The sequence below is a fragment of the Klebsiella quasipneumoniae subsp. quasipneumoniae genome, assembly GCF_020525925.1.
In the GTDB taxonomy this organism is placed as follows: Bacteria; Pseudomonadota; Gammaproteobacteria; order Enterobacterales; family Enterobacteriaceae; genus Klebsiella; species Klebsiella quasipneumoniae.
The window spans coordinates 2,770,687-2,796,498 of the sequence record NZ_CP084876.1 but is presented as its reverse complement, the minus strand read 5'-3'; the positions used below and the strand labels follow the sequence as shown (position 1 = coordinate 2,796,498).

23 protein-coding genes are annotated in these 25,812 nt (G+C 59.7%); 9 read left to right on the top strand and 14 right to left on the bottom strand.

What is annotated here, in order from left to right; all coding sequences use genetic code 11:
- Positions 1–17: 17 nt before the first annotated feature.
- On the bottom strand, positions 18–1,529 hold the full coding sequence (locus LGM20_RS13630; protein ID WP_049092623.1) for an anion permease: 1,512 nt from the start codon (positions 1,527–1,529) through the stop codon (positions 18–20).
- A gap of 642 nt (positions 1,530–2,171) precedes the next feature.
- Between LGM20_RS13630 and LGM20_RS13625 the strand changes: the two genes are divergently transcribed.
- Positions 2,172–4,949 (top strand): flavocytochrome c, encoded by a 2,778-nt coding sequence (locus tag LGM20_RS13625; protein WP_044522748.1) that lies wholly within the window; start codon positions 2,172–2,174, stop codon positions 4,947–4,949.
- A 65-nt stretch (positions 4,950–5,014) separates the two neighbouring features.
- Positions 5,015–5,965 carry an FAD:protein FMN transferase gene (locus LGM20_RS13620; protein WP_023289523.1) on the top strand — a complete coding sequence of 317 codons (951 nt, stop codon included), beginning with the start codon at positions 5,015–5,017 and terminating at the stop codon, positions 5,963–5,965.
- On the opposite strand, the gene dcuR is transcribed toward LGM20_RS13620, so the two are convergent.
- Both dcuR and LGM20_RS13610 read right to left on the bottom strand, forming a co-directional pair.
- On the bottom strand, positions 5,946–6,665 hold the full coding sequence (gene dcuR / locus LGM20_RS13615; protein WP_044522752.1) for a two-component system response regulator DcuR: 720 nt from the start codon (positions 6,663–6,665) through the stop codon (positions 5,946–5,948). The two genes, LGM20_RS13620 and dcuR, sit on opposite strands and share 20 nt — an antisense overlap.
- Positions 6,662–8,278 (bottom strand): sensor histidine kinase, encoded by a 1,617-nt coding sequence (locus LGM20_RS13610; RefSeq protein WP_044522755.1) that lies wholly within the window; start codon positions 8,276–8,278, stop codon positions 6,662–6,664. The genes dcuR and LGM20_RS13610 overlap by 4 nt, the downstream gene beginning before the upstream one ends.
- 155 nt (positions 8,279–8,433) lie before the next feature.
- Between LGM20_RS13610 and LGM20_RS13605 the strand changes: the two genes are divergently transcribed.
- From LGM20_RS13605 to LGM20_RS13590, 4 genes are all read left to right on the top strand, one after another.
- Positions 8,434–8,754, top strand: a complete 321-nt coding sequence (locus LGM20_RS13605) for a hypothetical protein (RefSeq protein ID WP_044522762.1) — start codon at positions 8,434–8,436, stop codon at positions 8,752–8,754.
- A gap of 199 nt (positions 8,755–8,953) precedes the next feature.
- Positions 8,954–9,874 carry an N-acetylmuramic acid 6-phosphate etherase gene (locus LGM20_RS13600; protein WP_044522765.1) on the top strand — a complete coding sequence of 307 codons (921 nt, stop codon included), beginning with the start codon at positions 8,954–8,956 and terminating at the stop codon, positions 9,872–9,874.
- 307 nt (positions 9,875–10,181) lie between these two features.
- Complete coding sequence (gene mqo, locus LGM20_RS13595) at positions 10,182–11,792, top strand: malate dehydrogenase (quinone) (protein WP_135734263.1); 1,611 nt, start codon at positions 10,182–10,184, stop codon at positions 11,790–11,792.
- 157 nt (positions 11,793–11,949) lie between these two features.
- On the top strand, positions 11,950–12,876 hold the full coding sequence (locus LGM20_RS13590) for a LysR family transcriptional regulator (RefSeq protein WP_023289529.1): 927 nt from the start codon (positions 11,950–11,952) through the stop codon (positions 12,874–12,876).
- Here LGM20_RS13590 and mdcH read toward each other — a convergent pair.
- The 9 genes from mdcH to LGM20_RS13545 form a co-directional block, all read right to left on the bottom strand.
- Complete coding sequence (mdcH, locus tag LGM20_RS13585) at positions 12,866–13,768, bottom strand: malonate decarboxylase subunit epsilon (RefSeq protein WP_044522772.1); 903 nt, start codon at positions 13,766–13,768, stop codon at positions 12,866–12,868. The two genes, LGM20_RS13590 and mdcH, sit on opposite strands and share 11 nt — an antisense overlap.
- Positions 13,768–14,385: a malonate decarboxylase holo-ACP synthase gene (locus LGM20_RS13580; RefSeq protein ID WP_032452725.1), complete on the bottom strand. Its 618-nt coding sequence runs from the start codon at positions 14,383–14,385 to the stop codon at positions 13,768–13,770. The genes mdcH and LGM20_RS13580 overlap by 1 nt, the downstream gene beginning before the upstream one ends.
- Before the next feature lie 3 nt (positions 14,386–14,388).
- Complete coding sequence (locus LGM20_RS13575; protein ID WP_044522774.1) at positions 14,389–15,348, bottom strand: AEC family transporter; 960 nt, start codon at positions 15,346–15,348, stop codon at positions 14,389–14,391.
- 136 nt (positions 15,349–15,484) lie between these two features.
- Complete coding sequence (gene mdcE / locus LGM20_RS13570; protein WP_044522776.1) at positions 15,485–16,285, bottom strand: biotin-independent malonate decarboxylase subunit gamma; 801 nt, start codon at positions 16,283–16,285, stop codon at positions 15,485–15,487.
- Positions 16,285–17,118, bottom strand: coding sequence for a biotin-independent malonate decarboxylase subunit beta (locus tag LGM20_RS13565; RefSeq protein ID WP_032452728.1), 834 nt, complete (start codon positions 17,116–17,118; stop codon positions 16,285–16,287). The genes mdcE and LGM20_RS13565 overlap by 1 nt, the downstream gene beginning before the upstream one ends.
- The gene (gene mdcC, locus LGM20_RS13560) at positions 17,111–17,410 is read right to left on the bottom strand and encodes a malonate decarboxylase acyl carrier protein (protein WP_023289535.1); all 300 of its coding nucleotides are present in this window, start codon (positions 17,408–17,410) and stop codon (positions 17,111–17,113) included. Before mdcC ends, LGM20_RS13565 begins: the two co-directional genes overlap by 8 nt.
- Before the next feature lie 17 nt (positions 17,411–17,427).
- Positions 17,428–18,270, bottom strand: a complete 843-nt coding sequence (locus LGM20_RS13555; RefSeq protein ID WP_044522779.1) for a triphosphoribosyl-dephospho-CoA synthase — start codon at positions 18,268–18,270, stop codon at positions 17,428–17,430.
- Positions 18,270–19,925, bottom strand: coding sequence for a malonate decarboxylase subunit alpha (mdcA, locus tag LGM20_RS13550; RefSeq protein ID WP_044522781.1), 1,656 nt, complete (start codon positions 19,923–19,925; stop codon positions 18,270–18,272). Before mdcA ends, LGM20_RS13555 begins: the two co-directional genes overlap by 1 nt.
- A gap of 220 nt (positions 19,926–20,145) precedes the next feature.
- The gene (locus LGM20_RS13545) at positions 20,146–21,180 is read right to left on the bottom strand and encodes an AI-2E family transporter (RefSeq protein ID WP_023289538.1); all 1,035 of its coding nucleotides are present in this window, start codon (positions 21,178–21,180) and stop codon (positions 20,146–20,148) included.
- A gap of 442 nt (positions 21,181–21,622) precedes the next feature.
- Here LGM20_RS13545 and kpnE point away from each other — a divergent pair, with 442 nt between their 5' ends.
- Both kpnE and kpnF read left to right on the top strand, forming a co-directional pair.
- Entirely contained in the window at positions 21,623–21,985 is a 363-nt protein-coding gene (gene kpnE, locus LGM20_RS13540; protein ID WP_044522784.1) for a multidrug efflux SMR transporter subunit KpnE, read from the top strand.
- Complete coding sequence (gene kpnF / locus LGM20_RS13535; RefSeq protein WP_044522786.1) at positions 21,972–22,301, top strand: multidrug efflux SMR transporter subunit KpnF; 330 nt, start codon at positions 21,972–21,974, stop codon at positions 22,299–22,301. The genes kpnE and kpnF overlap by 14 nt, the downstream gene beginning before the upstream one ends.
- Positions 22,302–22,356: 55 nt before the next feature.
- Here the strand turns inward: kpnF and LGM20_RS26555 are convergent, their stop codons facing one another.
- Positions 22,357–22,446 carry an ArsR family transcriptional regulator gene (locus LGM20_RS26555; protein WP_258315333.1) on the bottom strand — a complete coding sequence of 30 codons (90 nt, stop codon included), beginning with the start codon at positions 22,444–22,446 and terminating at the stop codon, positions 22,357–22,359.
- Between LGM20_RS26555 and LGM20_RS13530 the strand changes: the two genes are divergently transcribed.
- A complete protein-coding gene (locus LGM20_RS13530; RefSeq protein WP_044522788.1) occupies positions 22,406–24,562 on the top strand; it encodes a putative bifunctional diguanylate cyclase/phosphodiesterase in 2,157 nt (718 codons plus the stop codon). The genes LGM20_RS26555 and LGM20_RS13530 overlap by 41 nt on opposite strands.
- Here LGM20_RS13530 and LGM20_RS13525 read toward each other — a convergent pair whose 3' ends face one another.
- Positions 24,563–25,375 (bottom strand): trypsin-like serine peptidase, encoded by an 813-nt coding sequence (locus LGM20_RS13525; RefSeq protein ID WP_044522790.1) that lies wholly within the window; start codon positions 25,373–25,375, stop codon positions 24,563–24,565. It abuts the gene before it with no gap.
- Between the last annotated feature and the right edge of the window lie 437 nt (positions 25,376–25,812).

Below are 25,812 nucleotides of genomic sequence, written 5' to 3'. Positions count from 1 at the left end.
GTCCCGGCGGTTATGAATCAGAACATCATGGACATCCACGGATAGCCAATCAGCAGCAGGGCGGCCAGGAAGATGGCGCCAAAGATGGTGCCGAGGCGCCAGTAATCTTTGGTCGGCAGATAGCCGCTGCCGTAGTAGATCGGGCTTGGGCCGGTACCGTACGGGGTGATGATCCCCATCACGCCCAGCGAGGTCACCATCAGCAGAACGAACACTTCCATATTCATCCCCGGGATGGTGGCGGCGATGGTCAGCATGGCCGGCAGCAGCGCGGTAGTGTGCGCGGTGGTGCTGGCAAACAGATAGTGCAGCAGGTAGAACGCCAGCAGCAGGACAATGGTCGCCATCCCCGGGGAGATACCGCTCATCAGCGCGCCGCCCTCTTTACCCAGCCAGGCGATAAAGCCGGTAGAGGAGAGGCCGTCGGCCAGCGCCACCAGGGTGGCGAACCAGACAAAGGTGTTCCACGCCGCTTTGTTGTTGGTGATATCGCTCCAGGAGAGCACGCCGGTCCACAGCATCAGCACGATAACCAGCAGGGCGGCCAGAGCCGGTTCAATCCAGTCGGCGGCGAAGATCCACATCATCAGCGCGAAGCAGACGAACACCAGCAGCAGGATCTCATTGCGCGACAGTTTGCCCAGTTTTTCCAGTTCACGAGCGGCCCACAGCGGCACTTCGTTATTGACTTTCACTTCCGGCGGGTAGAACCAGTAGGCCAGCAGCGGCATGGTCAGGATCAGCAGTACGCCAAGCGGCAGGAAGGCGATGAACCAGGTGCCCCAGGAAATGTTGATACCGACAATGCTTTTTACCAGCGCCAGCGCCAGCAGGTTCGGCGCCAGTGCCGACAGGAACATCGAGCTGGTGATACAGGCGGCAGTGATCGCTACCCACATCAGATAGGAACCGATTTTACGCGCGCTCGGATCGTTCGGTTTTGAACCGTACAGCGGCGGCAGGTTGGCGATAATCGGGTAGATGGTGCCCCCGCTGCGCGCGGTATTCGACGGCGTAAACGGCGCCAGCAGCAGATCCGCGAAGGTGATGGCGTAGCCCAGCGTCAGGCTGCGACGGCCGAGATATTTCACCAGAATCAGCGCCAGGCGGCGGCCGAACTGGGTTTTATCGTAGCCGGCGGCGAACATAAAGGCGCCGAAGATAAGCCACACGGTGGAGTTGCCGAAGCCGCTCACCGCCCACTTAAAGGAGGCGCCGGCCATTTTGAAGCCAGGTGCGGCCATCTGTTCCGGGCTGAACAGCAGCCACTGACTGCACAGGGCGATGACCACCACGCCGGTGATGCCGATAACGGCGCCAGGCAGTGGTTCAAAAATCAACCCGACGATCACCCCGACGAAGATAGCGAAGTAGTGCCAGGCGTACGGCGGCAGGCCGTCCGGGACCGGGACGAAGAGTAACAGCACGGCAACGATAATCGGCAGCGCCATCATCAGGAGACGTTTTTTATTCGCAGTCGTTGGATTGACTGCACCGGCAGGCGGTATGGTTGTCTTTTTCTCTTTCATAATGAGTATCTGTAAGTTGTTGAAAATAACGTTTACGCCAGCGATGCGCTCAGTGGTTTCTTTAATTACAAAAGTTTCTTTAGTTTTTATTTTGCGTTTCTGAGTATCGTTGGGGCGATTATTTAACGCGATTTGATGGGCGTTAAATTAAATTTATTGGTTATTTATATATTGCGCTTTCAATGGCCGTTGCAATTGATCAAGATCAAGAAAAGCAGGTGATTTCACTATTTTTTTATTATCAGTATAACCCTATGTGATGAGGTGTTATTTTGGCTAAAATATCGGTAAATGTTAAAATAAAAATAAGCAATTAATGCTAATTTTTTCCATGTGTTTCGTAAGTTGATGAATAATAACTGTAATTTGCGCGAGTTTGGTCGTTGTGAATGTTAACGTAAGTATCTGAAATGTTATCGTTCATTTGTATTATGTAAATGCTATTTATTATTTTAATAATACAATAGAGGTAGCGATGTTATTGCTGGGGTTAAATAGTTTTATAACTAACGTAATTGATTTAGTAACTAAAAAACCCATTATATTATTGGCATGACAACAGGAATCAAAAAAACCACAACCATTAATAATTCCGTCACCCCATTCTGAATTTTTAATATTTTAAAATCTGGAGCGTAACTTATGACCAGTAACGAACGAATTCTGCAGCCATTTACTTTACCAAATGGTACGGAGCTGAAAAACCGTTTGCTCATGGCGCCGATGACCACCTGCACCGGTTATTTCGATGGGACTGTCACCAGCGAGCTGGTGGAGTACTATCGCGCTCGCGCCGGCAGCATCGGCACCATTATTGTCGAGTGCTGCTTTATTGATGACTACGGCCTGGCCTTCCCGGGTGCTATCGGTATCGATAACGATGAAAAAATCGCCGGCCTGGCGAAAATCGCCGAAGCGATTAAAGCGGAAGGTTCGAAAGCGATTCTGCAGATCTATCACGGCGGCCGCATGGTCGACCCGCAGCTGATCGGCGGTCGCCAGCCGGTGGCGCCGAGCGCTATCGCCGCCCCGCGTGAGGGCGCCGCGATGCCGCGGGCGCTGAGCGGAGACGAAGTGGAAGGCATGATCGCCAAGTTTGGCGATGGGGTCCGTCGCGCTATCCTCGCCGGTTTCGACGGGGTCGAAATTCACGGGGCTAACACCTATCTCATTCAGCAGTTCTATTCGCCGAACTCCAACCAGCGCGACGACGAGTGGGGCGGTAGCCGCGACAATCGCGCTCGTTTCCCGCTGGCGGTGCTCGACATCACCCATAAAATGGCCCGCCAGTACGCTGACGATGCCTTTATCATCGGTTACCGCTTCTCGCCGGAAGAGATGGAGGTCCCGGGGATCCGCTTCGACGACACCATGTATCTGCTGGAAAAACTGGCCGCTCGCGGCGTCGATTATCTGCACTTCTCGGTGGGCGCGACTCTGCGTCCCTCTATCGTTGATACCTGCGACCCAACGCCGCTGATTGAGAAATACTGCGCCATGCGCTCTGACACTCTGGCTCAGGTGCCGGTGATGGGAGTCGGCGGGGTGGTTAACGTCGCCGATGCCGAGCTGGGCCTCGATCACGGCTATGACCTGATCGCCGTGGGCCGCGCCTGCATCGCCTATCCGGACTGGGCGGCTCGTATCGCCGCGGGTGAAGAGCTGGAGCTGTTTATCGACAGCACCCAGCGCGAGGCGCTGCACATTCCGGAACCGCTGTGGCGCTTCTCGCTGGTGGAAGCGATGATCCGCGACATGAGCATGGGCGACGCCAAATTTAAGCCGGGGATGTTTGTTGAAACCGTTCAGGATGACGCCAATGAGCTGGTGATCAACGTCAGCCTCGAAAATGACCATATCGCCGATATCGAACTGGCGGCGAGCCCGGTGCAGACCGTGGAGTTCACCACCAGCTTCGAAGAGATCCGCGAACGTATTCTGACCGCCAATACCCCGCACGTGGACGCTATTTCCGGGGCCACCAGCCAGAGCGAGGCGGTGAAAAAAGCGGTCGCCAAAGCGATGCTGAAATCGAGCAAAGCGCTGGCGGCGGAAGAGGGCGGCAATGACGCCGCGCCGAAAAGCTATGATGTGGTGGTGGTCGGCAGCGGCGGCGCCGGTCTGGCGGCCGCCATTCAGGCTCACGACGAAGGCGCCAGCGTGCTGATCGTCGAGAAAATGCCGACCATTGGCGGGAACACCATCAAGGCTTCCGCCGGGATGAACGCCGCGGAGACCCGCTTCCAGCGCGTGAAAGGCATTCAGGACAGCAAAGAGCTGTTCTATCAGGAAACCCTGAAAGGTGGGCACAATAAAAACAACCCGCAGCTGCTGCGCCGCTTCGTGGAGAATGCCCCGCAAGCCATTGAATGGCTGGCTGACCGCGGCATTATGCTCAACGATATCACCACCACCGGCGGGATGAGCATTGACCGCACCCACCGTCCGCGCGACGGGTCAGCGGTCGGCGGCTATCTGATTAGCGGCCTGGTGCGCAACATCACCAAACGCGGCATCGACGTCCTGCTGGATACCTCGGTGGAAGAGATCCTGATGAGCGGCGATGAAGTCAGCGGCGTGCGTCTGATCAACGACGAAAACGAGATCATTGAAGTCCAGAGCAAAAGCATTGTGGTGGCCACCGGCGGCTTCAGCGCCAACAGCGCGATGGTGGTGAAGTATCGTCCTGACCTCGAAGGGTTCGTCACCACCAACCACAAAGGGGCCACCGGGAGCGGTATCGCGCTGCTGGAGCGTATCGGCGCCGACACGGTGGATATGGGCGAAATTCAAATTCACCCGACCGTTGAACAGCAGACCTCCTATCTGATTTCCGAGTCGATTCGCGGCGGTGGGGCGATCCTCGTCAACCAGCAGGGTAACCGCTTCTTCAACGAAATGGAGACCCGCGATAAAGTCTCCGCGGCGATTATCGCCCTGCCGGAACACTATGCGTACATCGTCTTTGACGAACATGTACGGGCGAAAAACAAAGCCGCCGATGAGTACATCGCCAAAGGCTTCGTCACCAGCGCCAGCTCGCCGCGTGAACTGGCGGAGAAACTGGGGATGGATTACCATGCCTTCCTCGCCACCCTCGAGTGCTACAACGGGGCGGTGGAAAAACAGCATGATGAACAGTTTGGCCGTACCACCGCGCTGCGCGCGCCGATTAACGAAGGTCCGTTCCACGCCATTCGTATCGCCCCGGGGGTGCACCACACCATGGGCGGCGTGACCATTAACACCGATGGCGAAGTGCTGAACGTTGCCCGGCAGCCGATCCGCGGCGCCTACGCCGCCGGTGAGGTGGTTGGCGGGATCCACGGCGGCAACCGTATCGGGGGTAACGCGGTGGCGGATATCATCATCTTCGGCACCCTCGCGGGCCACCAGGCGGCGAAACGCGCCAGAGGATAACACGCCATTGTTGATGCCGGGCCGGCGCTGTCGCCGCCCGGCTTACCCCTACTAAGGAGAGCCCGATGTCTGATAACCGCGTCTATAGCTACTCCGCCGTTCTGATGGGTTCTCCCATCCTGCTCAAACTCTGCTCCCATGATGAGGCGCTGGCCTCCCGCGTATTTCAGTTAATCAAGCGCTACGAAGATCTGCTTACCGTTAACCGCGCCGAGTCCCAGGTGATGGATATCAACCACGCCGCCGGACGTCACCCGGTGACCGTCAGCCGCCCGGTCTTTCAGCTCATTCAGTGCGCCAAAGCCGCCAGCATGGTGCGCGACAGCGCCTTTAACCTCGCGATTGGGCCGCTGGTGAAGCTGTGGCGGATTGGCTTTCAGGGACACAGCGTGCCTGACGCCGGCGAAATCAGGGCCCGGCTGGCGCTGACCCGCCCGCAGGAGGTGATCCTTGATGAGGCAACCTGCAGCGTGTTTCTTCAGCAGCCGGGGATGGAGCTGGATCTTGGGGCGATCGCCAAAGGCTATATCGCTGACCGGGTGCGTGATTATCTGCGTCAGCAGCAGGTGGAAAGGGCGCTGATCAACCTCGGCGGCAATGTGCATACCCTCGGCGAATGGGCTATTGGCCTGAAAAAACCGTTTGCCGATGCGCAGGCGCTGATCGGCTCCCTGACGGTCAACGGACAGTCGGTAGTCACCTCGGGCACCTACGAACGTTATTTCGAGCAGGACGGCAAGCGCTGGCACCATATTCTCGACCCGCGCAGCGGTTACCCGCTGGACAACGAACTCGACAGCGTCACGGTGATTTCCAGCGATTCTTTAGACGGCGATATCTGGACCACGCTGCTGTTCGGCCTCGGCGTCGAGAAAGGCTGCGCAGCGTTGCGTCAGCGGCAGGATATCGACGCGATTTTCGTCACCAAAAATCGCGACATTATACTGTCATCGCCGCAGCGCTTGCGCTTTGCGTCGCTGGACAGCGGCTACCGCGTTACTGACTGTACTGCTTAAGCAAACTGTACTGTTCGGCCACCAGGCGGTAGCGATAGACCGGCCGCCCGGTGGCGCCGTAGTGGATAGTGGTATAGAGAATATTGATCTGCGCCAGCCAGATCAGATACTTGCGGCAGGAAACACGGGAGATATTCACCGCCGCCGCCAGCTCATCGGTAGAGAATTCAACGTTCGGGTGAGCGTCAATCCACTGGCACAGGGTGCGCAGGGTTTGCGCGGTGAGCCCCTTGGGCAGCTTGCGCGCGTCGCTGGCCTCCGGCGCGCCGCCGTGCAGCAGGCGGTCAACGTCGGCCTGCTCGTAATAGGGTTGACCGGTTATCAGCTTGCGCTTCTCCCGCCAGGTGGTGAGCGCCTCTTCAAAACGGGGAAACTGGAAAGGTTTAATCAGGTAATCGACCACTCCGTAATGCATGGCGGTCTGCACCGTGGCGGCATCCGCCGCCGAGGTGATCATGATGACATCGATGGCGCGCCCCGATTTACGGATAGTCGGCAGCAGATCGAGCCCGCTGTCCTGCTGCATATAGACATCCAGCAGCACCAGATCGATCTCCAGCTGCGGATCGTTAATCATCTCCCGGGCTTGACTGAGCGTCGAGGCGCTCCCGCTGCAACGAAAGCCGGGAACCCTTGCCACGTACAGGCGATTCAGTTCGGCCACCATGGCATCATCGTCAACAATCAACACATTTATCACGCACGTTTCCTTTTACTATCCCAGGGGAGATGAACAAAAAATTGGGTAAATACGCCGGGTTCCGACTCGACGGCGAGGGTGCCGCCCAGCTCGCGTAATTGCTGGTTGGCGAGAAACAGCCCGACGCCGCGATTCTCGCCTTTGGTGGAGAAGCCTTTGTTAAAGATAGCGTCGATGTTGTTTTCCGGGATCCCCGGCCCGTCGTCGCTCACTTCACCGCTTAGCCAGCCGTCCTGATAGTGCAGCAGCAGGCCGATTTCGCCCTCCGCCTGACCGCTCATGGCGTCCAGCGCGTTCTCGATAAGGTTGCCCAGCACCGTCACCAGCACGGTGACCTGCTTCTCATTCGGGCAATCCGGCACCAGGCTCTCTTCCGCCAGCTTAAGGGTAAAGCCGCACTCGGTGGCGCGCTGCATTTTACTTATCAGAAAGCCGGCCACCACCGGGGATTTAATGCGGTGCTGAATATCGCCGATGTCCGCCTGGTAGCGGTGGGCGGTCTGCAGCACGTACTCCTCGAGTTTGCCATAGCTTTTCATATTCAGCAGGCCGAGGATCACGTGCAGTTTGTTCATAAACTCATGTGAGGTGGTGCGCAGGGCATCCACATAGCTCATCATGCCGTCCAGCCGCTGCAGCAGCTGGCTGACTTCGGTCTTATCGCGGAAGGTACAGATGGCGCCGACCACCGCCTCCTGGCTGCGGATAGGCACCGTGTTGCTGATGAGCAACAGGCCATTGCACCCCAGCTCGCGGTCGTACATCGGCTCGCCGCTGTGCAAAACCGTCTGCAGGTCGGCGAGCAGCGGGGTATGCGCGAGGGTCTTGTCCGGCCCGGAAAAGAGAATCTCGCGCGCCGCCGGGTTGATCAGGTTAACCTCACCATGGACATCGACCGCCACCACCCCCTCCTTGAGGGCGTGAAGCATGGCCTGACGCTGCTGAAACTGAGTGGAGATTTCGTGCGGCTCCAGCCCCAGCAGGACGCGCTTCAGGCCGCGCACCAGGCTCCAGGTGCCGATGGCGCAGACCAGCGCGCTGAACAGGATGGTCAGCAGCACGTCCCAGCGGCTGTTGGCGATCTGCTCGTCCACTTTACTCAGCGAAATGCCGACCACCACCACGCCAATCTGCTGATGCTGGTCGTTGAACACCGGGGTAAACACCCGCAGCGCCGGGGCCAGCACCCCGTGGTTAATGGCCACGTTCTCTTTTCCCTGCAGCGTCGGCTGGATATCGTGGCCGATGAAGGGTTTGCCAATAATTGAGCTGTCCGGATGCGAATAGCGAATACCGTGCATATCGGTGACGATAGCGTACAGCAGGTCGTTGCGCCGGGTGATGGCCTGCGCCAGCGGCTGAATAATCTGCTGCTGCGGCGGCGCCGCCAGTCCGCGCTTCACCTGCGGCATATCAGCCATGGTACGCGCCACCGCCAGCGCGGTCTCTTTCAGGCCGTCGCGGGTGGCATTGCTGATCTGCATATACCACAGGGCATAGACCAGCAGCAGCACGGCGCCGATCACGCTGCCAATCATCAAGGAGACGGCGGTGCTCAGCTTTAGCGGTAAGGCGCGTTGACGAACGCGAGGCGGGTGCTCTGATGCCTTCATGACGATCCAGGATAGATTCAGTGAACGATTATTATCGCTGATAGCGCGGCATTCATAAAGCCGTGTAATCAAAGCAAAAGGCCGCTTTTGCTACGGTAGCCTCGGCCCGTCCACGATAAACTGTCGCTTTTCGCCACAGGCTTAAGGCAGACATGATGGAACTGGCATCTCTGGTCCGGGATATCCTCCGGCAACAGCACGTTGAACGACTGACGCAGCATCGTGAACAGGACCGTGAAGCGGAAGCAGAGTGGGAGATCGCGCGCTGGCGGCATCGCAGCGGGGTGGTGATCCAGCACCGCTACGAGCTCGAGCTTCCGCAACAGGATGCCGCCTCCTGCCCGGAGTGCTGGATCGACTGGCAGGTTATCGATAGCGCCGGCCTGAAGGTGAAGCCAATGCGCAAACAATTTTATAACCTCTGTCAGCAATCCTTCTGGCTGGCCATGCAGGCGGAAGGCGAAGATAAGACCTGAGACAGGATTGCTCAGATAATCGGCAATTGCCCGTGAACGGGCGATCGGGACGGTAAACTGTGACCCCGACGGCGGTAAAGCGCGGAAGATTCCCCTTATAGTGGCGACAGAGGTTAAATAGTCCTGATGAATATAAGGATATGCATCAGGCCGCTGATTTCGCCGAGATGCGCTTTTTCTGTCGTAAATGGAGGTTGTTATGAGCAGTTCGCTAACCGCGTCAATGCAGGCACGTCGTCACCCGGATACCACCCACATCGATCGCCTCGCCACCGCCGACATGCTGGCGATGCTGCATCAGGATGATAAGCAGATATCGGAGGCGGTCGGCGCCTGTCTGCCGGATATCGCCCGGTTGATTGATATCGCCACCGCGACAATGAGCCGGGGAGGGCGTCTGGTCATTATCGGCGCCGGGGAATCAGGCCGCACGGCAGTCCAGGCGGTCAGCGACTACTCTCCGGAAGGCAAACACGCGCTGGTGGGGCTGATTGCCGGTGGCCAGACGGCGGCGATGGCCGAGCGGGAGACGGCGGCGAATAATTACGATCTTGGCGCCTTCGAGCTGCAGTCGCTGGACTTTTCCAGCCACGATATGCTGCTGGCGCTGACCGTTAGCGGCAAGACCCCGTGGGTCTGGGGGGCGATGCGCCACGCCTGGTCGCTGGGGGCCCCGATCGCGGTGGTGACCCAGCAGGCGGCCAGCGAGGCGGCGCAGCTGGCGGATATTGTTATTGCTCCGCAGACCGGGCCGGAAGCGGTGGCGGGTTTGACCAATCCGAAGGCCCGGCTGGCCCAGCGGCAGATCCTTAACATGGTGTCGACGGGCCTCGCTATCCGTGACGGCCGGGTGTACAGCAACCTGCGGGTGGATCTGCAGGCTGACACTCCGCACTGGGCGGAGCGGCAGGTGGCGATTGTCATGGCGGCCACCGACTGCACGCGCAGCGAAGCAAAAGCCGCGCTGACCCGCTGCCACCACCATTGCCGCACCGCGATCCTGATGCTGCTCAGCGGGCTGGACGCCTGGCACGCGCGGGAGCTGCTGACCAAACATCACGATCATCTGCGTCTTGCCCTGCGCGAAGCCCAGCGCAGCGCTGTCACTCCCGCCCATTAAGCCTGTCGCCAGTCGCGCACCAACGGTGTGCGCGTCTGGACTTTATTAACTAAAGAAATCCCTCTTTTCTATTTTCCCCGGCAATCGCGCTGAATTTTCAGCGATAATTTTACGGCGACTTTTATTTTTTGCGTCGTTCTGATTTTTTAAGTTAAATAATTATTTGATTAAAAATGCGAGAGTGTAAATGATATTTTAAAATAAAGTAAAAGTGCGTTAATATGCTGCCTCTTATTACCGTGTGCTACGTGATAATTCTATTATGCCTGCAATGAAAAAAACGATTATTTCCTTTACCGCATTAGCGATGTTCGTCAGCGCGGCGACGCATGCTGAAGCGGATACCTCTAAAAAAACTGACTTCCTGCTGATTGGCGGCGGGATCATGAGCGCCTCGCTTGGCACCTGGCTGCAGGCGCTGCAGCCGGACTGGGACCTGACGATGGTGGAGAAACTGGACGGCGTGGCCCTGGAATCTTCCAACGGCTGGAATAACGCCGGTACCGGTCACTCGGCGAATATGGAGCTGAACTATACGCCGGAGCGGGCCGACGGATCGATTGACGTCAGCAAAGCGCTGGATATTAACGAACAGTTTATGATCTCCCGTCAGTTCTGGTCGGCACAGGTGAAGCGCGGTATTTTGCACGATCCGCATTCCTTTATTAATTCCACGCCGCATATGAGTTTCGTCTGGGGCGATAATGTCGACTATCTACAGAAGCGTTATACCGCGCTGCAGCAGACCACCTTATTCCAGGGGATGAAATTCTCCACCGACCACGCGCAAATTAAACAGTGGGCGCCGCTGGTGATGGAAGGCCGCGATCCGCAGCAGAAAGTCGCTGCCACCTGGACGCCGGTAGGTACCGACGTTAACTATGGCGAAATCACCCGGCAGCTGATCGGCAGCCTGAAGAAAAACAGCCATTTCACCCTGCAAACCTCCTCTGAGGTCACCGATTTCAAACGCAATGCCGATAACTCCTGGCACGTGACCATTAAGAACGTGCAGAGCGGGGAAGCGCAGACTATTGACGCGAAATACGTCTTTATCGGCGCCGGCGGCGGCGCGCTGAAGCTGCTGCAGAAAACCGGTATTCCGGAAGCGGACAACTATGCTGGCTTCCCGGTGGGCGGTTCGTTCCTGATGACCGAGAACCCGGCGGTCACCGCGCAGCACCTCGAGAAAGTGTATGGCCAGGCTTCGGTCGGCGCGCCGCCGATGTCGGTACCGCACCTTGACGCCCGCTACCTGGATGGCAAGCGCGTGGTGCTGTTTGGGCCGTTCGCCACCTTCTCGACCAAGTTCCTGAAAAACGGTTCCTTCTTCGACCTGTTGAGCACCACCACCACTGACAACGTGCTGCCGATGACCCACGTCGGACTCGATAACTTCGACCTGGTGAAATATCTCGTCAGCCAGGTGATGCTCAGCGATGATGACCGCTTCGCCGCGCTGAAAGAGTACTACCCGGACGCGCGTAAAGAGGACTGGAAGTTGATCCAGGCCGGCCAGCGCGTGCAGATCATTAAGAAAGACGCAGAGAAGGGCGGCGTGCTGAAACTGGGCACCGAAGTGGTGGTCGATCAGCAGAAAACCATTTCCGCGCTGCTCGGCGCGTCGCCGGGGGCTTCCACCGCCGCGCCGATCACCCTCAATGTGCTCAAGCAGATGTTCCCGACGCAGTTTAACTCGCCGGAGTGGCAGACCCGTATCCACCAGATCGTGCCGAGTTACGGTCAGAAGCTGAACGGTAACGTGGCGCTGACCCAGCAGGTTTGGGATGATACCGCCGCGACCCTGCAGCTGACGAAACCGCCGGTGATCCAGATGCCAGCGGCTGCGCCCACCGCGACCGCGAAGCCGGCGGAGCCGCAGCGCGACGCCTCGCCGCAGCACGATATGGCGCTGTAAAATCAAACTCGATAGAGAACAAAAGGGAAGACCACGGTCTTCCCTTTTTTGCGTTCCTTGCCGGCCTAAGCCGCTCTCTGCCTGCAACTTTGCCGTCATAAACGATATACTGATTTGAATTGAAAAAAGAAAAGCAAATCAGGAGTGTGGAAGGGCTATGCAAGACGATATCAACCAGGAGATCACCTTCCGCAAGCTGTCGGTCTTTATGATGTTTATGGCGAAGGGCAATATCGCCAGAACCGCCGAAGCGATGAAGCTTAGCAGCGTCAGCGTTCACCGCGCGTTGCATACCCTGGAAGAGGGGGTGGGCTGCCCGCTGTTTGTCCATAAAGGGCGCAATCTGCTGCCGCTGCAGGCGGCGTGGACGCTGCTGGAATATTGTCAGGATGTGATGAGTCTGATGAGCCGCGGCCTTGAGGCGACGCGCAAAGTCGCCGGCGTCGGCCAGGGGCGGCTGCGCATCGGCACCCTCTATTCCCTGACCCTGGAAACCGTCCCGCGCATTATCATGGGTATGAAGCTGCGTCGCCCGGAGCTGGAGCTGGATCTCACCATGGGCTCTAACCAGATGCTGCTGGATATGCTGGAAGATGACGCTCTCGACGCTATCCTGATCGCCACCAATGAAGGGGAGTTCAACAATACCGCTTTCGACGTGGTGCCGCTGTTTGAGGACGATATCTTTCTCGCCGCCCCGGCGACAGCGCAGCTGGATAGCACACAGCTTGCTGACCTGCGCGATTACGCCGACCGGAAATTCGTCTCGCTGGCGGAGGGGTTCGCCACCTATGCCGGGTTCCGGGAAGCGTTTCATATCGCTGGCTTCGAGCCGACGATCGTCACCCGGGTGAATGACATCTTTTCGATGATTAGCCTGGTGCAGGCGGGCGTCGGGTTTGCGCTGCTGCCGGGGCGGATGAAAAAAGTCTATGAAAAAGATGTACAGCTGTTAAAGCTGGCGGAACCGTACCAGATGCGCCAGCTGATCTCGATTGTCTATTCACACCATCGCGAACGCGATGCCGACCTGCTGGCGCTGGCGGCGGAAGGGAGAATGTACGCCCGGAGCCTTAATCGCTAAGCCGCTGCGCCAGATGGCGGGCGACGTCCACGCCGCTGCGTTCCAGCGAAAGGGTCTCTCCGCGCCAGCCCGCCTGGCGGGTCAGGCAGGTCAATACCCCGCCGGGGGGCATCTCAATGGCTAAGCGCGCGTCGCGCTCATCGGCGGCGATCATCGCCTCCTGCCAGTGGACGGTGCGCGCCATGTTCATCGCCAGATCGTCGGCGATCCGCTGCGGATCCCACAGCACGCGCGCCGTCGAGCCGCTTAAATAGGCGCACTGCGGGCGCGTTAAGGTCACGTCGGCAAAGGCTGTTGCCAGCGCGGCGGCGGGTTTATCCAGCAGCGCGCAGTGCGACGGGACGCTGACCGCCAGCCGCTGCGCCTTACTGGCGCCCGCCTGCAGCGCCAGCTGCGCCACCTCGGCCATGGCTTCATCGCGTCCGGCGATCACGATCTGCGTTTCGGCGTTCAGGTTGGCAAGATAGACCTCGTGGCCCTGCATCAGCGCCTCAACCCGCGGGCGGGTCAGGCCCATGATCGCCGTCAGTCCGTAACCTTCGGGATAGGCCTGCTCCATAAGATCGCCGCGCAGGGCCACCAGGCGCAGCGCGCTGGCGAAATCGAGCGCGCCGGCAATCACCGCTGCGGGAAAGGCGCCGATGGACAGGCCGCTGACCATCTGCGGATTGACGCCCTGGCGCTGTAGCTCGCGCGCCCAGGCTACCCCGGCGATCAGCAGGCAGAGCTGGACCGCACGGGTATGTTTTAGCGATCCGGCGCTATCGAGGGCCTCGACTTCATTCCCCAGCACGGCGCGCGCCTGGCTGAGGATCGCTTCGCGGTCGGGGATAGCCGCCAGCATGCCGGGACGCTGGGCACCCTGTCCGGGAAAAGTAAACAAAATCTTCATCATTCCTCCCTGCGCCACGGCGCAGCGGTTAAGCGCGCGCCGCGGGACGTTTTCAGCAGCGCTCGCCCATCGCGGAGCCACTCATTGAGGGCGAAGGCGCCGTATGGCGTTTCGACCTGGGTATCGGCGCGGCACGGGAGCTGGGCCACCCGGGACTGCCATTCCAGCAGCGCCTCGCGGGCCAGCGGCTGCGGGGCGCGGATCAGGAGATCCAGATCGCTTGCCGCATGGAGTACCGGGATTTCGGTCGCCAGCGCGTAGCCGGTGCTGCCGGTGACGCCCCAGCGCCAGGGCCAGTCGCCCAGCGTCAGGGCGATGGCCGCCTGGACCGGCGGCTGCGAAACAAAAGGGGAGCCCAGCAGGCGCTCGCGCTCCACCAGCATCTCCGGGGTGACGCTGCGCACGATATTGTGCGCCTGTACCCAGCCGGCGGCGCGCTGTTCGCGTTTCATGCCCCGCACCCCAACCGGGATGCGGGCCTGACCGTCAACATCGCGCCTCACCACCACCGGCAGCGCGGCTCGCCACTGCTGAGCCACCCACGGCTCGACAACATCTTCCAGGGCGCTGGCGTGGTTTAACCACACTAAATCGTGGGGACGCGGTGTTGATGACATGGTTTACAGTCCTGAAGTCAAAGAGATAAATAGCGGTAGCGACAGGATACACAGAACCGAGCTCAACAGCAGCACGGCTTCAGCATCCGGGGACTGCACGCCGAAGCGGTTGCCGAAGACCACGCCGAAGAAGCCGGCGGCCAGGGCAATCATCAGGATCGCGGTGATGGCGATGGCGCCGTGCAGACCCAGCAGCATCACCAGTCCCCAGGCGATAAACGGCTGCACCAGCAGTTTCACGATGGTGGAGGTGGCGATCAGCGCATTGAGCTGCAGTTTACGCGCCGAGAGGATCACCCCGGTGAGGAACAGCGCCGCGGCGGTGGCGGCCAGGCCCAGCGGTTTGATGGCGGCCAGCAGCAGGTCCGGCATTTTAATGCCGATAGCGGAAAGCACCACCCCGAGCAGCGGGCCCCAGACGATCGGCTTTTTCACCGAACGCCACATCAGCACCGGCAGCATCGCCAGCGTAGAACCGGTGGTTTCCCCCGCGGCGCGGGCTTTTTCACGTTCCAGAATCAGCAGGCAGAAGGGGGTCATCAGTACCGAACCGCAGGCGATAGAGACCGCCACCGACAGCGAGGTCGATGCGCCTTCACCCAGCACGCTGCCAAGGATCGGCAGGCCCAGCGCGGCGTAGTTCGGCAGCGCGACGGTGAGGGTCAGCACCGCGGCATCCTGCGGGGTGCGTTTGAAGACGCTGGTGGCGAGGAAGTAAATCCCGGCGTAGGTGATCCACATCGCGCCGGTGAGCACCAGCACCAGCGGCGACTGGGCGACGATACCGGCCCACGGCGTTTGTACCGTGGCGCTGAACAGCGTAGCGGGTAAGGCAAAGTCCATTACAAAGATATTGAGCAGGGAGACATTTTTGTTATCTACCATCCCGGCCTTACCGGCCCAGAAGCCCAGCAGCATAATGACGAAAATCGGGGCAAGAGCATGAATAATCACATAAGTCATAAATCACCTGTAAATAAAATAGAGTACTGGCGCGATTGTTATTTTTTCTAAAAGCCGTCCCTACCCGGCGCGGTTATGACGCGCTCCGGGGGACGGCTTCCGGCAGGTTTTCTTCTACTACTTACGTACGAACGTGCTACCAGCTGGCGCGCATCAGGTCGCGGACCCGCTGCGAGCTGCGGCGGTTTTCCGCACCCAGGCGGCACTTCAGCGAGGGATCCTGGCGCGCGTCAGCGATGGCGTCGCGCAGGGTGTGGCTGACCAGCGCCAGATCGTGGTCGTCAGGGGCGTCCGGATGGCTGATGTCAAGCAGAGCGGAGAGCAGGCCGAGCGTGGCGTAGTTGCTGACGTCATAGGCCATCGGCGGGATGGTCGCCGCCAGTTTCTCCAGCGCCTCCACGCTGCGCAGGGTAATGCGCGCGGCCGACGCTTTACCCATCGCGTGAACCAGCACGCCGCTGTCGTTAAAGGCGATCAGACGGTTGGCCTGGTAGCCGTGGGCCAGAAACGCGCCGGACATCGCTTTGCCGACGATCAGGCCAATCACCGGGTGGCCGGCCAGACGGGCTTTGGCGTAGGCGCCTGCCGCTCCGGCCAGCGCCTGGTGAATACCAAAGGCTTCTTCGCGACGGCCATAGGCCTGGCTCGGCACATCGATCACGGCGACGATCGGCCGTTTGCGGGCCTGGTCGGCGTCGGCGGCGATGGTTTCATTGACCACTTTCGCCAGCGTCCAGCCTTCCAGCAGGCCGACTTCACCGCCGGCGGCGCGCGGGTAGTGGTTATTGGCGTCAGGCACTACGGCGATAAAACGCACCTTTTCGCCATTAAGCTGGCCGTCTGCCACCTGCACGGAAGGGCACAGGCCGCTCATCAGCGGCGCCTCGGGCGCCAGTTTGTTCAGCCATAGCGCGGCGCGGTTTGGGAACTGACTCATTATTTTTCCTCCCGGGCAAAAAGCTGTTTAATCTGCGCGGTATCCGCCTGCTGGCGGGTGTCGAACTGGCTTAAACGGCGCAGATAGTCGTCATAATTGTCGCTGCGGTGCTGCGCCGGTACGCCTTTGGCGATCGCTTCGTTCATCGCGGTTTTGACGGCCTTGACGCCATCGTTAACCAGCGCGTCGACCAGGCCGCTGGCGGCGCGAATTTCGCCGCCGGTCATGCTCCAGATAAACGGCCGGTTACGCGAGTCGTACTCTTCAATGCCGGCTTCCTGCTCGATAACCTGCGGGCCGTTGAGGCCGAGACGGGCTTCTCGGGTGACGATGAGATAGCTGCACAGCGCGGCGGCGATGGACATGCCGCCGAAGCAGCCGACGGTGCCAGCGATGATGCCGACTACCGGGGTGTAGCGGCGCAGATCGACAATCGCGGCGTGGATATCGGCGATGGCGGCCAGGCCAAGGTTGGCCTCCTGCAGACGTACGCCACCGGTTTCGAGGCACAGGACCGCCTGCGTCGGAATACCGTTGCGGTTATCCTCCGCCGCCAGCTCCAGCGCGGCGGCCATTTTGGCGCCGGAGACCTCGCCCATACTGCCGCCCTGGAAGGTGCCTTCGATAGCAATCACCACCGCCGGCTGGCCGTTGATAGTGCCTTTGGCGACCACCATACCGTCGTCGGACTGCGGGACAATGCCCTGCGCGCCGAGCCACGGCGACATAATGCCGTCAAACGGATCCAGCAGTTCACGGTAGCTGCCGTCGTCCAGCAGAGCGTGGGCGCGTTCGCGAGCGCGCAGTTCGATAAAGCTGCGATCGTTACGCATGAGCGGCCTCCTCAAAGACTTGTTCAATACGAATACGGGCGACGCCCGGCGTGGCGCCGAAGTCGTGAATAACCAACTGCCCGGCGGGCAGGCCGTTGATCAGGCTCAGCCGGTCGAACAGCGCCTGCCAGCGCGCCTGGCTGTTATCCACCGAGGTGGTAATTTGCACGCTGAGCGTATCGCTCCCGGCGGCGGTATAGAGCACTTCCATATCGCCTGAACCTACAACCCCTGCCAGCGCTCGGCCGCGGAGGGCGCGGCTGGCAGGAAATGACAATGTAATCTGTTCCATAACATCCTCTGAATGCGTTAGCCGGCAACCCGGTCGAGAAACAGGGTGGCGGCAAGGAGATCGGCGGCGCCGCCCGGCGAGGCGTTGTGCGCCAGCATCTGCGCGTCAAGCCGCGCCAGGGCGGCGCGTCCTTCGACGCTGGCGCAACCGCCGGCCGCCAGCACCGCGCGGGCGCCCTGCTGCATGGTCTGCAGGCCGGTCATGCCGGCGCGCGACAGCACGCAGGTATCGCTCAACGAGGTCATGATGGCCATCAGCGCGTCAAGTTGCGCCTGCGGCTCGCTGGCGCCCCGGGCGCGGCTTTGCTGTAACTGCGGCAGCGCCAGGGCGGTGATATGCGGGAAACCGCGCTGCGCCTCTTCGCGCGCGCCCGGCACCTGCCAGCGGCGGCTGGCGCGTAGCCCTTTACTGAAGCTTTTCGGCGCCAGGCCGTCGGGCAGGCGGGCGAGGGCGGCGGCGGTGTCGGCGATCGCCTGTGAATGACCCGCTCCCCCCAACATCGCTACCGCGCTGACCAGCAGCCCCAGCGCCCAGATGGCGCCGCGGTGGGTATTGACCCCGCCGGTGGCCTGCATCATCTGCGCTTCGCCTTCCCGGCCGAGGCGGCCGACGGTTTCGCGCAGCGCGATATCCGCCGGGCGGCGCCAGCTTTGCTGGGCCAGCGCGTGGAAGGTCGGCTGCAGGCTGCGGGCGGAGCGTTCCATCAGCGCCAGCGTGAGGTCCTGATGCGCGCCGCTGCCGCGGCTGTCAACCAGACCCGGTTTCGGGCTCAGACGGGCTTCGTCAATCAGACAGGCGCTGGCGGTATCCGCCAGCCAGCTGACGCGGCTTTCTGCGTGCAGGGGGGAGAGAATTTTCATTACCAGCTCCGGAATTTTGCCGGTGGGTTGTACAGTCCGTCGGACCATTCCACCAGGTCGGCGACGCTGCCGGCGGCCAGCAGCGAACGGGTGGCCTCGCTGCGGCGAATGCCGAGATCTTCCGGGTAGACCACTTTGCCGCTCTGACGCAGGGCAGCCACGCGTTTCGCGTCCACTCCGAGGCCGATGTCGGTGATCCCGGCCACGGCGGCGACCATCGCCCGGCGCTCTTCCAGGCTTTCCGCACGATACAGGTAGGCGATACCCTCTTCGGTCAGCACGTGGGTGACGTCATCGCCGTAAATCATCACCGGCGCCAGCGGCATGCCGGAGGTTTTGGCGACGTCGACCGCGTCGAGGGTCTCAACAAAGGTCGGCTTCACCCCGGCCTGAAAGGTTTCGACCATCTGCACCACCAGTTTTTTACCGCGCTGCATGGGGTCTGGCTCGGTGATCATATTGAGCCAGGCAGGGGTGGCGTGGCGGCGGCCGTGCGGATCGTGGCCCATGTTCGGCGCGCCGCCGAAGCCGGAAAGGCGGCCGCGGGTGACGGTCGAGGAGTTAGCCAGACCATCAACCTGCAGGGTCGAACCGATAAACATATCCACCGCGTACTGCCCCGCCAGCTGGCAGAAGGCGCGGTTAGAGCGCATGGAGCCGTCCGGGCCGGTAAAGAAGATATCCGGACGGGCGCGGATGTACTCTTCCATCCCCAGCTCGCCGCCGAAGCAGTGCACGCTCTCCACCCAGCCGCTCTCGATCGCCGGGATCAGCGTCGGATGCGGGTTCAGGGTCCAGTGTTTACAGATTTTGCCTTTCAGACCGAGTTGTTCGCCGTAAGTCGGCAGCAGCAGTTCGATGGCGGCGGTGTTGAAGCCGATCCCGTGGTTGAGGGACTGCACCTGATGCTCGGCGTAGATGCCCTTGATCGCCATCATCGCCATCAGAATGTGTTCTTGCTTAATCAGGCGCGGGTCGCGGGTGAACAGCGGTTCAATAAAGAACGGCTTGTCGGCGACCACCACGTAATCAATCCACGAGCCGGGAATATCGACGCGGGGCAGATCGCACTCGTCGTCCACCAGTTCGTTGACCTGGGCGATAACAATACCGTCGTGGAAGGCGGCGGCTTCCACCAGCGCCGGGGTATCTTCGGTACTCGGCCCGGTATACAGGTTACCTTTACGGTCGGCTTTGTAGCCGGCGATCAGCGCGACGTTGGGCGACAGATCGACGTACAGGCGGGAGTAGAGTTCGATATAGGTATGAATGGCGCCGATTTCCAGCAGGCCATCTTCCAGCAGCTGCGAAATGCGCAGGCTTTGGGGACCGGAGAAGGAGAAATCGAGTTTGCGGGCGATACCTTTTTCAAACAGGTCCAGATGCTCGCTGCGCCCGACGCTCGGCATGATCATATGCAGATCGTGGATTTTCTGCGGATTGACTTCCGCCAGCATGCGGGAGAGGAAATCGGCCTGCTTCTGGTTGTTGCCTTCCAGCACCACCCGGTCGCCGGGGGCGAGCAGGTTTTCCAGTACGCTGACCAGCTGGTCAGTGGGGATGACTTTGCCCGGGATGTTGGCCTCGGCCAGCCGCCGCTGCTTTTCCGTCCGGCGACGGTTCCAGACCCGCCCCGTCGTTTGTTCGGCATTCATTATTAACCTCCTGATTCGACAAATCGTTTTGTTTGTCCTGGTGGAGGGTAGTGTGCGATGCGAGGCGCGGAGCATCAATTAAGCACGGCGGCCAATCGTTAGCCTGAGAGTAACAATTGTGATTGGCTCTTTGTGATGAGGATCAATAATACGAAAGGCGTAGTGGTCTACCACAGGTGTCAGGGAGAGGGGGCCGGCCAGTCGCCGGCCCGGGGAAGGGTTACTCTTTGCTCACATCACTTAATAAGAATGCGATGCTCTGGCCGCCGCTGGTCTGCTCGAGGGCGATTTTGACGATGATCGTCAACGGCACCGACAGGAGCATACCGACCGGACCCAGCAGCCAGCCCCAGAAGATCAACGACAGGAATACCACCAGGGTGGAGAGTCCCAGGCCGCGCCCCATGATCCGCGGTTCGAGAATATTGCCGAACACCAGGTTAACGATCAGATAGCCGGCCAGCACCACCAGCGCCTCGTACAGACCGCCGAATACCAGGACCTGCAGGATCGGCGGGATGGCCGCCAGCACGGAGCCAATATTGGGAATATAGTTCAGCGCGAAGGCCAGCAGCCCCCACATAAAGGCGAAACGCACGTCCAGCAGAACCAGCATGCCCCAGACCACCAGCCCGGTGACCAGGCTAATCGCGGTCTTCAGCACCAGATAATGCGACACGCTGTCGATGGCGCGCTGAATGGCCCCCATGCCTTCTACCGGGCGGGACATCAGCTGCTGCAGTTTGGCGGGCAGTTGCGGAACCTCCAGCAGCATAAACACCACCGTCAGCAGCAGCAGAAAAATCGAGGACATGGCGTTCGACAGCTGAGTGAGCAGACCGGTGACCAGGGTCATCACGGCGTTGGGGTCGATGTATTTGTTAAGCTCCACCACCGAGACGGTAAAGCCCAGGCGCTGCAGCCAGGGAGCGATGGTTTGCATCGGTTCGTAGAGATAGTTGCGGTACTGCGGCAGGGTGCGCGCCAGCTCGTTAAGCGAGGTCCCCAGCGAGGCCAGCAGCACAACGGCTAACATGACGATAAGGCCGATCAGCAATGAGATCGCCAGCACGCGTGGCACCCGGCAGCGGACCAGCAGCTGGACCAGCGGATTAATAATCACCGCCAGAAAAAGCGCGAGTATAAACGGGACAATAATGTCTGCCGCAAAGCGAATGCCGGTCAGGATGATCACCAGCATGCCCAGCATGATGACCATCTTTAATCCGTTAAGTGTAATAATAGGTTTAGCCATAGGATCCCGTCCTCAATCTTCCTTGCCTGTTAACAGGTTGCGTTACATTAGCATAATGACGTTTTTTTTCAGAAAAAACGCATTGCAGCAAAACCGCGGCGTAAAGAATTGCAAAGTCTTTGAATAAAATGTAGCACTATGCTACAAATCTACCTGTGTTTAACTACTGAGGACAATTTTCATCCGCACCGGACGAGAAGCAACACCGCGGATAATTGTAATTTTATGGACAATCAGTTCAGGATGTATATTTTAAATCACCCCGCAGTATCCCTCACTTTTTCCCGTTTTGCCGGCGAACAGCACTGGCATTCGGCGCTATAGTCACCTTCTTTCTGCCTGAGCTGGCGCCAAGCGCACAGCGAAATCTACGTCAGAAATTTTCCTGTTTACGCGTCGCGTAAACGGTAATGGATTATATCCTCAAGCAGGAGAAGGGATCATGTTTTATTGGATTTTATTAGCTTTAGCGATTATTGCTGAAATTACCGGCACCTTGTCGATGAAATGGGCAAGCATTAGCGGTGGGCATACCGGCTTTATTTTAATGCTGGCCATGATTGCCCTGTCATATATTTTTCTCGCCTTTGCGGTTAAAAAAATTGCCCTCGGCGTGGCCTACGCGTTATGGGAAGGGATTGGTATTCTGCTGATCACCCTGTTCAGCGTACTGTTGTTTGATGAAAGCCTGTCGCTGCTGAAAATAGCCGGTCTGACTACCCTGGTAGTGGGGATCGTCTTAATTAAGTTCGGCACCCAGAAAAAAGCGTCGTCGAAGCAGGAGGTGGCTCATGCAGCAGTTTGAGTGGATCCACGCCGCCTGGCTGGCCTTCGCCATTGTTCTGGAAATTATTGCCAACGTCTTTTTGAAGTTTTCCGACGGTTTCCGCCGCAAGGTCTATGGCATTCTGTCGCTGGCGGCGGTGCTGGGCGCGTTCAGCGCCCTGTCGCAGGCGGTGAAAGGCATCGATCTGTCGGTCGCCTATGCGCTGTGGGGCGGCTTCGGTATCGCGGCGACCATCGCCGCCGGCTGGGTGCTGTTTGGCCAGCGCCTGAATAACAAAGGCTGGGCGGGAGTCATCCTGCTGGTTGCCGGCATGGTGTTAATTAAACTCGCCTGACGTCGCGCCGCCTGCAAAGCCAGGCGGCAAAACGGGTTCGCTGTAGTATGCTTACTCAAGACCGGCCCCGCAGGTATTGTGCCCGGTGACGATGAGGACTGCGCATGCTCACAGCTTTCGGCTGGCGGAAAATTCCTTCCGCCAGGACGTTGTCAATAATGATTTTTCTCGCCGGGCTCGGCCTCACCGCGTCGGTGATCTCCCTGCTTTACCTCTCGCAACACCTCATTGCCAGCAAATCCAATGAAATTGACCAGCAGCGCTCGGTCCTGTCAGTGGAAGGGGCGGTGCAGACCTCGGTCAACCGGGTGCTGTCGCTGGTGCTGGACAATGCTATCTGGGACGATGCGGTGACCCAGACTTACGCTCCCAGCCTGGATCAAAAATGGCTGTACGACTCCTGGGGATCCGGCTTCAAAATCAATAACCTGTATGACGGCACCTTTGTCCTTGATGAACATTATCACATCCTGTGGGGCGCCTTTCAGAGTCAGGTCATGCCCCGGGCAGACCTCTCATTTCTCGGCGCCGGGCTGACCAGCCTGATCCGCTATCATGCACAGGCTCTGCGTGAGGGGAGAAACGCCTTCGCCGGCATCACACGTACCGAGGCCGGGATCGCTTTCGTCGGCATCGGCCTGATACGGCCGACGAGCGGCCGGCTGCAGGTGGCTGACGAGACCCGACGCTATCTGGTCATTACCCGGCACATCAGCCCTCAGCTGCTGGAGCGTTTAGGCGACACCTTCCAGATAAGCCATCTGCATCTCAGCGACGGCCCAGGCGAACACCGGATCCCGTTGCGCACGCAGGGAGGCGAGATTCTGGGCTATCTGGCGTGGCAGCCGCGCCTGCCCGGCGCCGAAGCGGCCCTGGCCTCGTCAGGCAGTATGCGGTTGATCGCCGGGGTGGCCGCCAGCCTGATCCTGCTGTTTATTCTGTTCAGCAGCCTCGGCATGTATAAGCTGGCCCGCGGCGAACGTCAGGCGCGGGAGATCGCCCTGATTGACTGGCTTAGCCGCCTGCCCAACCGGCGTGCGCTGCTGCTGCGGCTCAGCCAGGTGTGCGACACGAGTAAGCACGATATGCAGTGCGTGGTGTTTATCGATCTGGACGGTTTTAAGGATGTGAATGATAACTATGGCCACGATGTGGGCGACACTCTGATCCGCCATATCGCCAGCGCGCTGCAAAAACGGGTGCCGGCGGGGGCCATGCTGGCAAGAATGGGCGGGGATGAGTTCGCCATGGCGGTGAGCGGCGAACAGGCGATCGACCGGGCCGCGGCGTTCGCCTGGGCGGCGCTGGAGCTGCTTAAAGCGCCGGTGGCGCTGAGCAAACGCACAATTTATATCGGCGCCAGCATCGGCATCGCCAGCGGTACTCCGGCTGAATGCTCCAGTACCGAACTGTTTCGCCGGGCGGATATCGCCATGTACCACGCCAAGAAGAGCGGCAAGGGGCGGACGGCCTGGTATGACGATGCGCTGGATGCCGTGCGACGTCATCAGCTGATGATTGAGAATGGCATCCGTCAGGGGCTGGAGCAGGATGAATTTGAGGTCTGGTATCAGCCGGTGGTCGATGCCGATACGCTGGCGATGACCGGCGTTGAAGCGCTGCTGCGCTGGCCGCGTCGCCCGCAGGGTGCGCTGGCGCCGGATGCGTTTATCGCCATTGCCGAGAGTAGCGGCCTGATTGACGCCCTCGGCCAGTTCGTCCTGCAACGCGCCTGCAGCGACCTGCAGCCGGTGGGCGATCTGCTGCTGTCGGTGAACATCTCGCCGGCGCAATTTCGCGATCCGGCGTTTGAAAGCCGGGTGATGGAAACGGTCGCTGTCTGCCGCTTTCCGCCGTCGCGCCTGCAGGTGGAGGTGACGGAGAGTTATGTGCTGGAAAATCCGGAACGTTCGCAGGCGGTGGTGGAGAATCTGAAGGCCCAGGGCATCGCCGTGGCGCTGGACGATTTTGGCACCGGTTACTCCAGCATCGGCTATTTACGCCGCTTTCGCTTTGACAGCCTGAAGATTGACAAATCCCTCGCCGGGCGAGTGGATTGCGATGCGCAGGCGGCGGAGATGGTGCGCGGCACGGTGCGCATCGCCCGCGCGCTGGGGATGACGGTCGTGGCGGAGGGGGTTGAAGATCCGCAACAGCTGGCGCTGCTGCGGCGGGCCGGCTGCGACCGGCTACAGGGCTTTTACTTCAGTAAACCGATGCCGATCGCCGACCTGCTGCAGCGGCGTCGGCAGCAGGGGTAATTACTCTCCGGCCAGCGCCTCCAGCTTATCGCGAAAGCCGGTCACCGCGATGGCGCGGTTGTCCGCCCGCCAGCGATCCTGCGGGCCGGGAGCCGAACTTTGCACGGCGATCACTTGCCAGCCGTCCGCGGTTTTCAGCAGCAGCGGCGAGCCGCTGTCGCCGGGCAGGGTGTCACACTGGTGCGACAGGACGCTGTTTTGCGCCCAGCCGGTGACGATGCAATCCTGATGGCTGTAAAGATTGTCCAGATGATCTTCAGGATAACCTGACTGGGTCACTTTCCGGTCCGCCGCCTTCAGCGCGGCGGTTAAATCGGCCTTACTGCCGGGGAAGAGCGGGATCGGCGTGATGCCCGAGGGAGCATAGCGCAGCACGATCAGGCCAAAATCCGAGGGCGCCGCGGCGGAGGGAACGATCCAGCCGTCACCGTCGGCTTTCAGACGCTTGCCTAACCCGGGATCCACGCGTCCGTCAATGCCGTGGATCTCATACACCCAGTTGCCCTTGCGGGAAATAAAGCGCAGAGCGACCGCTTTGTCCGGCTTGCCGCGCGGGGGCGTTAACAGGCAGTGGCCTGCGGTCAGCGCCAGATTGGGGGAGATGAGCGTCGCCGTGCACAGATTGCCGCTGGCGGTCTCCAGCTGGCCAATCGCGTCCCACGGACTCTCCTCCGGGCGGCTCACCGCTTTACGCTCATCGTGGCCGAAAAACAACGTCTTAATATCTTTGGCGCTCAGTCCGCTATCTTCGGCATGTGCGCCCAGAGGTAACAGATAAAATGAACACAGTAATAACAGAACGTCTCTACGCATATCACTCTCTGGGGGAGGCTATGATGTCTATTGACAGTAGCAGGAGATTTAAGTTTTTGAAAGTAAACAATAATTCTAATCAGGCCAAACGGCATGTCTCATCTGCGCGCGACAGGCTCTGGCGCGGGTAAAACCTTCTGATTTCAATCGGTTAATACCATTAACCTTCTGCTGCTATTTCCGCAGAAAGCACGGTCTGGCGCAAGCACATTCGTGTATCAGAACGTACTGAAATTGGCGAATAATGCAGCAATACCTCTTTGAGGTTATTCTTGGTTTGGCAGCATAATGCGCAAAAATAATACTTTTACCCGCCAGAACTTCACCAGAATTCGCACTTCTTTACGCCTCACGTAATTATTTTCAATGCGAAACATTTTCTCACCGAAAACGTTGTTACCGTCACCCGGCCGTTGAGTAAATAGAGAGGTAATACC

Bases quoted from the DNA above. Each gene is read 5' to 3' on its own strand.
- LGM20_RS13630 (WP_049092623.1), bottom strand. From the start codon at position 1,529: ATGAAAGAGAAAAAGACAACCATACCGCCTGCCGGTGCAGTCAATCCA.
- LGM20_RS13625 (WP_044522748.1), top strand. From the start codon at position 2,172: ATGACCAGTAACGAACGAATTCTGCAGCCATTTACTTTACCAAATGGT.
- LGM20_RS13620 (WP_023289523.1), top strand. From the start codon at position 5,015: ATGTCTGATAACCGCGTCTATAGCTACTCCGCCGTTCTGATGGGTTCT.
- LGM20_RS13610 (WP_044522755.1), bottom strand. From the start codon at position 8,278: ATGAAGGCATCAGAGCACCCGCCTCGCGTTCGTCAACGCGCCTTACCG.
- LGM20_RS13605 (WP_044522762.1), top strand. From the start codon at position 8,434: ATGGAACTGGCATCTCTGGTCCGGGATATCCTCCGGCAACAGCACGTT.
- LGM20_RS13600 (WP_044522765.1), top strand. From the start codon at position 8,954: ATGAGCAGTTCGCTAACCGCGTCAATGCAGGCACGTCGTCACCCGGAT.
- mqo (WP_135734263.1), top strand. From the start codon at position 10,182: ATGTTCGTCAGCGCGGCGACGCATGCTGAAGCGGATACCTCTAAAAAA.
- LGM20_RS13590 (WP_023289529.1), top strand. From the start codon at position 11,950: ATGCAAGACGATATCAACCAGGAGATCACCTTCCGCAAGCTGTCGGTC.
- mdcH (WP_044522772.1), bottom strand. From the start codon at position 13,768: ATGAAGATTTTGTTTACTTTTCCCGGACAGGGTGCCCAGCGTCCCGGC.
- LGM20_RS13580 (WP_032452725.1), bottom strand. From the start codon at position 14,385: ATGTCATCAACACCGCGTCCCCACGATTTAGTGTGGTTAAACCACGCC.
- LGM20_RS13575 (WP_044522774.1), bottom strand. From the start codon at position 15,348: ATGACTTATGTGATTATTCATGCTCTTGCCCCGATTTTCGTCATTATG.
- mdcE (WP_044522776.1), bottom strand. From the start codon at position 16,285: ATGAGTCAGTTCCCAAACCGCGCCGCGCTATGGCTGAACAAACTGGCG.
- LGM20_RS13565 (WP_032452728.1), bottom strand. From the start codon at position 17,118: ATGCGTAACGATCGCAGCTTTATCGAACTGCGCGCTCGCGAACGCGCC.
- mdcC (WP_023289535.1), bottom strand. From the start codon at position 17,410: ATGGAACAGATTACATTGTCATTTCCTGCCAGCCGCGCCCTCCGCGGC.
- LGM20_RS13555 (WP_044522779.1), bottom strand. From the start codon at position 18,270: ATGAAAATTCTCTCCCCCCTGCACGCAGAAAGCCGCGTCAGCTGGCTG.
- mdcA (WP_044522781.1), bottom strand. From the start codon at position 19,925: ATGAATGCCGAACAAACGACGGGGCGGGTCTGGAACCGTCGCCGGACG.
- LGM20_RS13545 (WP_023289538.1), bottom strand. From the start codon at position 21,180: ATGGCTAAACCTATTATTACACTTAACGGATTAAAGATGGTCATCATG.
- kpnE (WP_044522784.1), top strand. From the start codon at position 21,623: ATGTTTTATTGGATTTTATTAGCTTTAGCGATTATTGCTGAAATTACC.
- kpnF (WP_044522786.1), top strand. From the start codon at position 21,972: ATGCAGCAGTTTGAGTGGATCCACGCCGCCTGGCTGGCCTTCGCCATT.
- LGM20_RS13530 (WP_044522788.1), top strand. From the start codon at position 22,406: ATGCTCACAGCTTTCGGCTGGCGGAAAATTCCTTCCGCCAGGACGTTG.
- LGM20_RS13525 (WP_044522790.1), bottom strand. From the start codon at position 25,375: ATGCGTAGAGACGTTCTGTTATTACTGTGTTCATTTTATCTGTTACCT.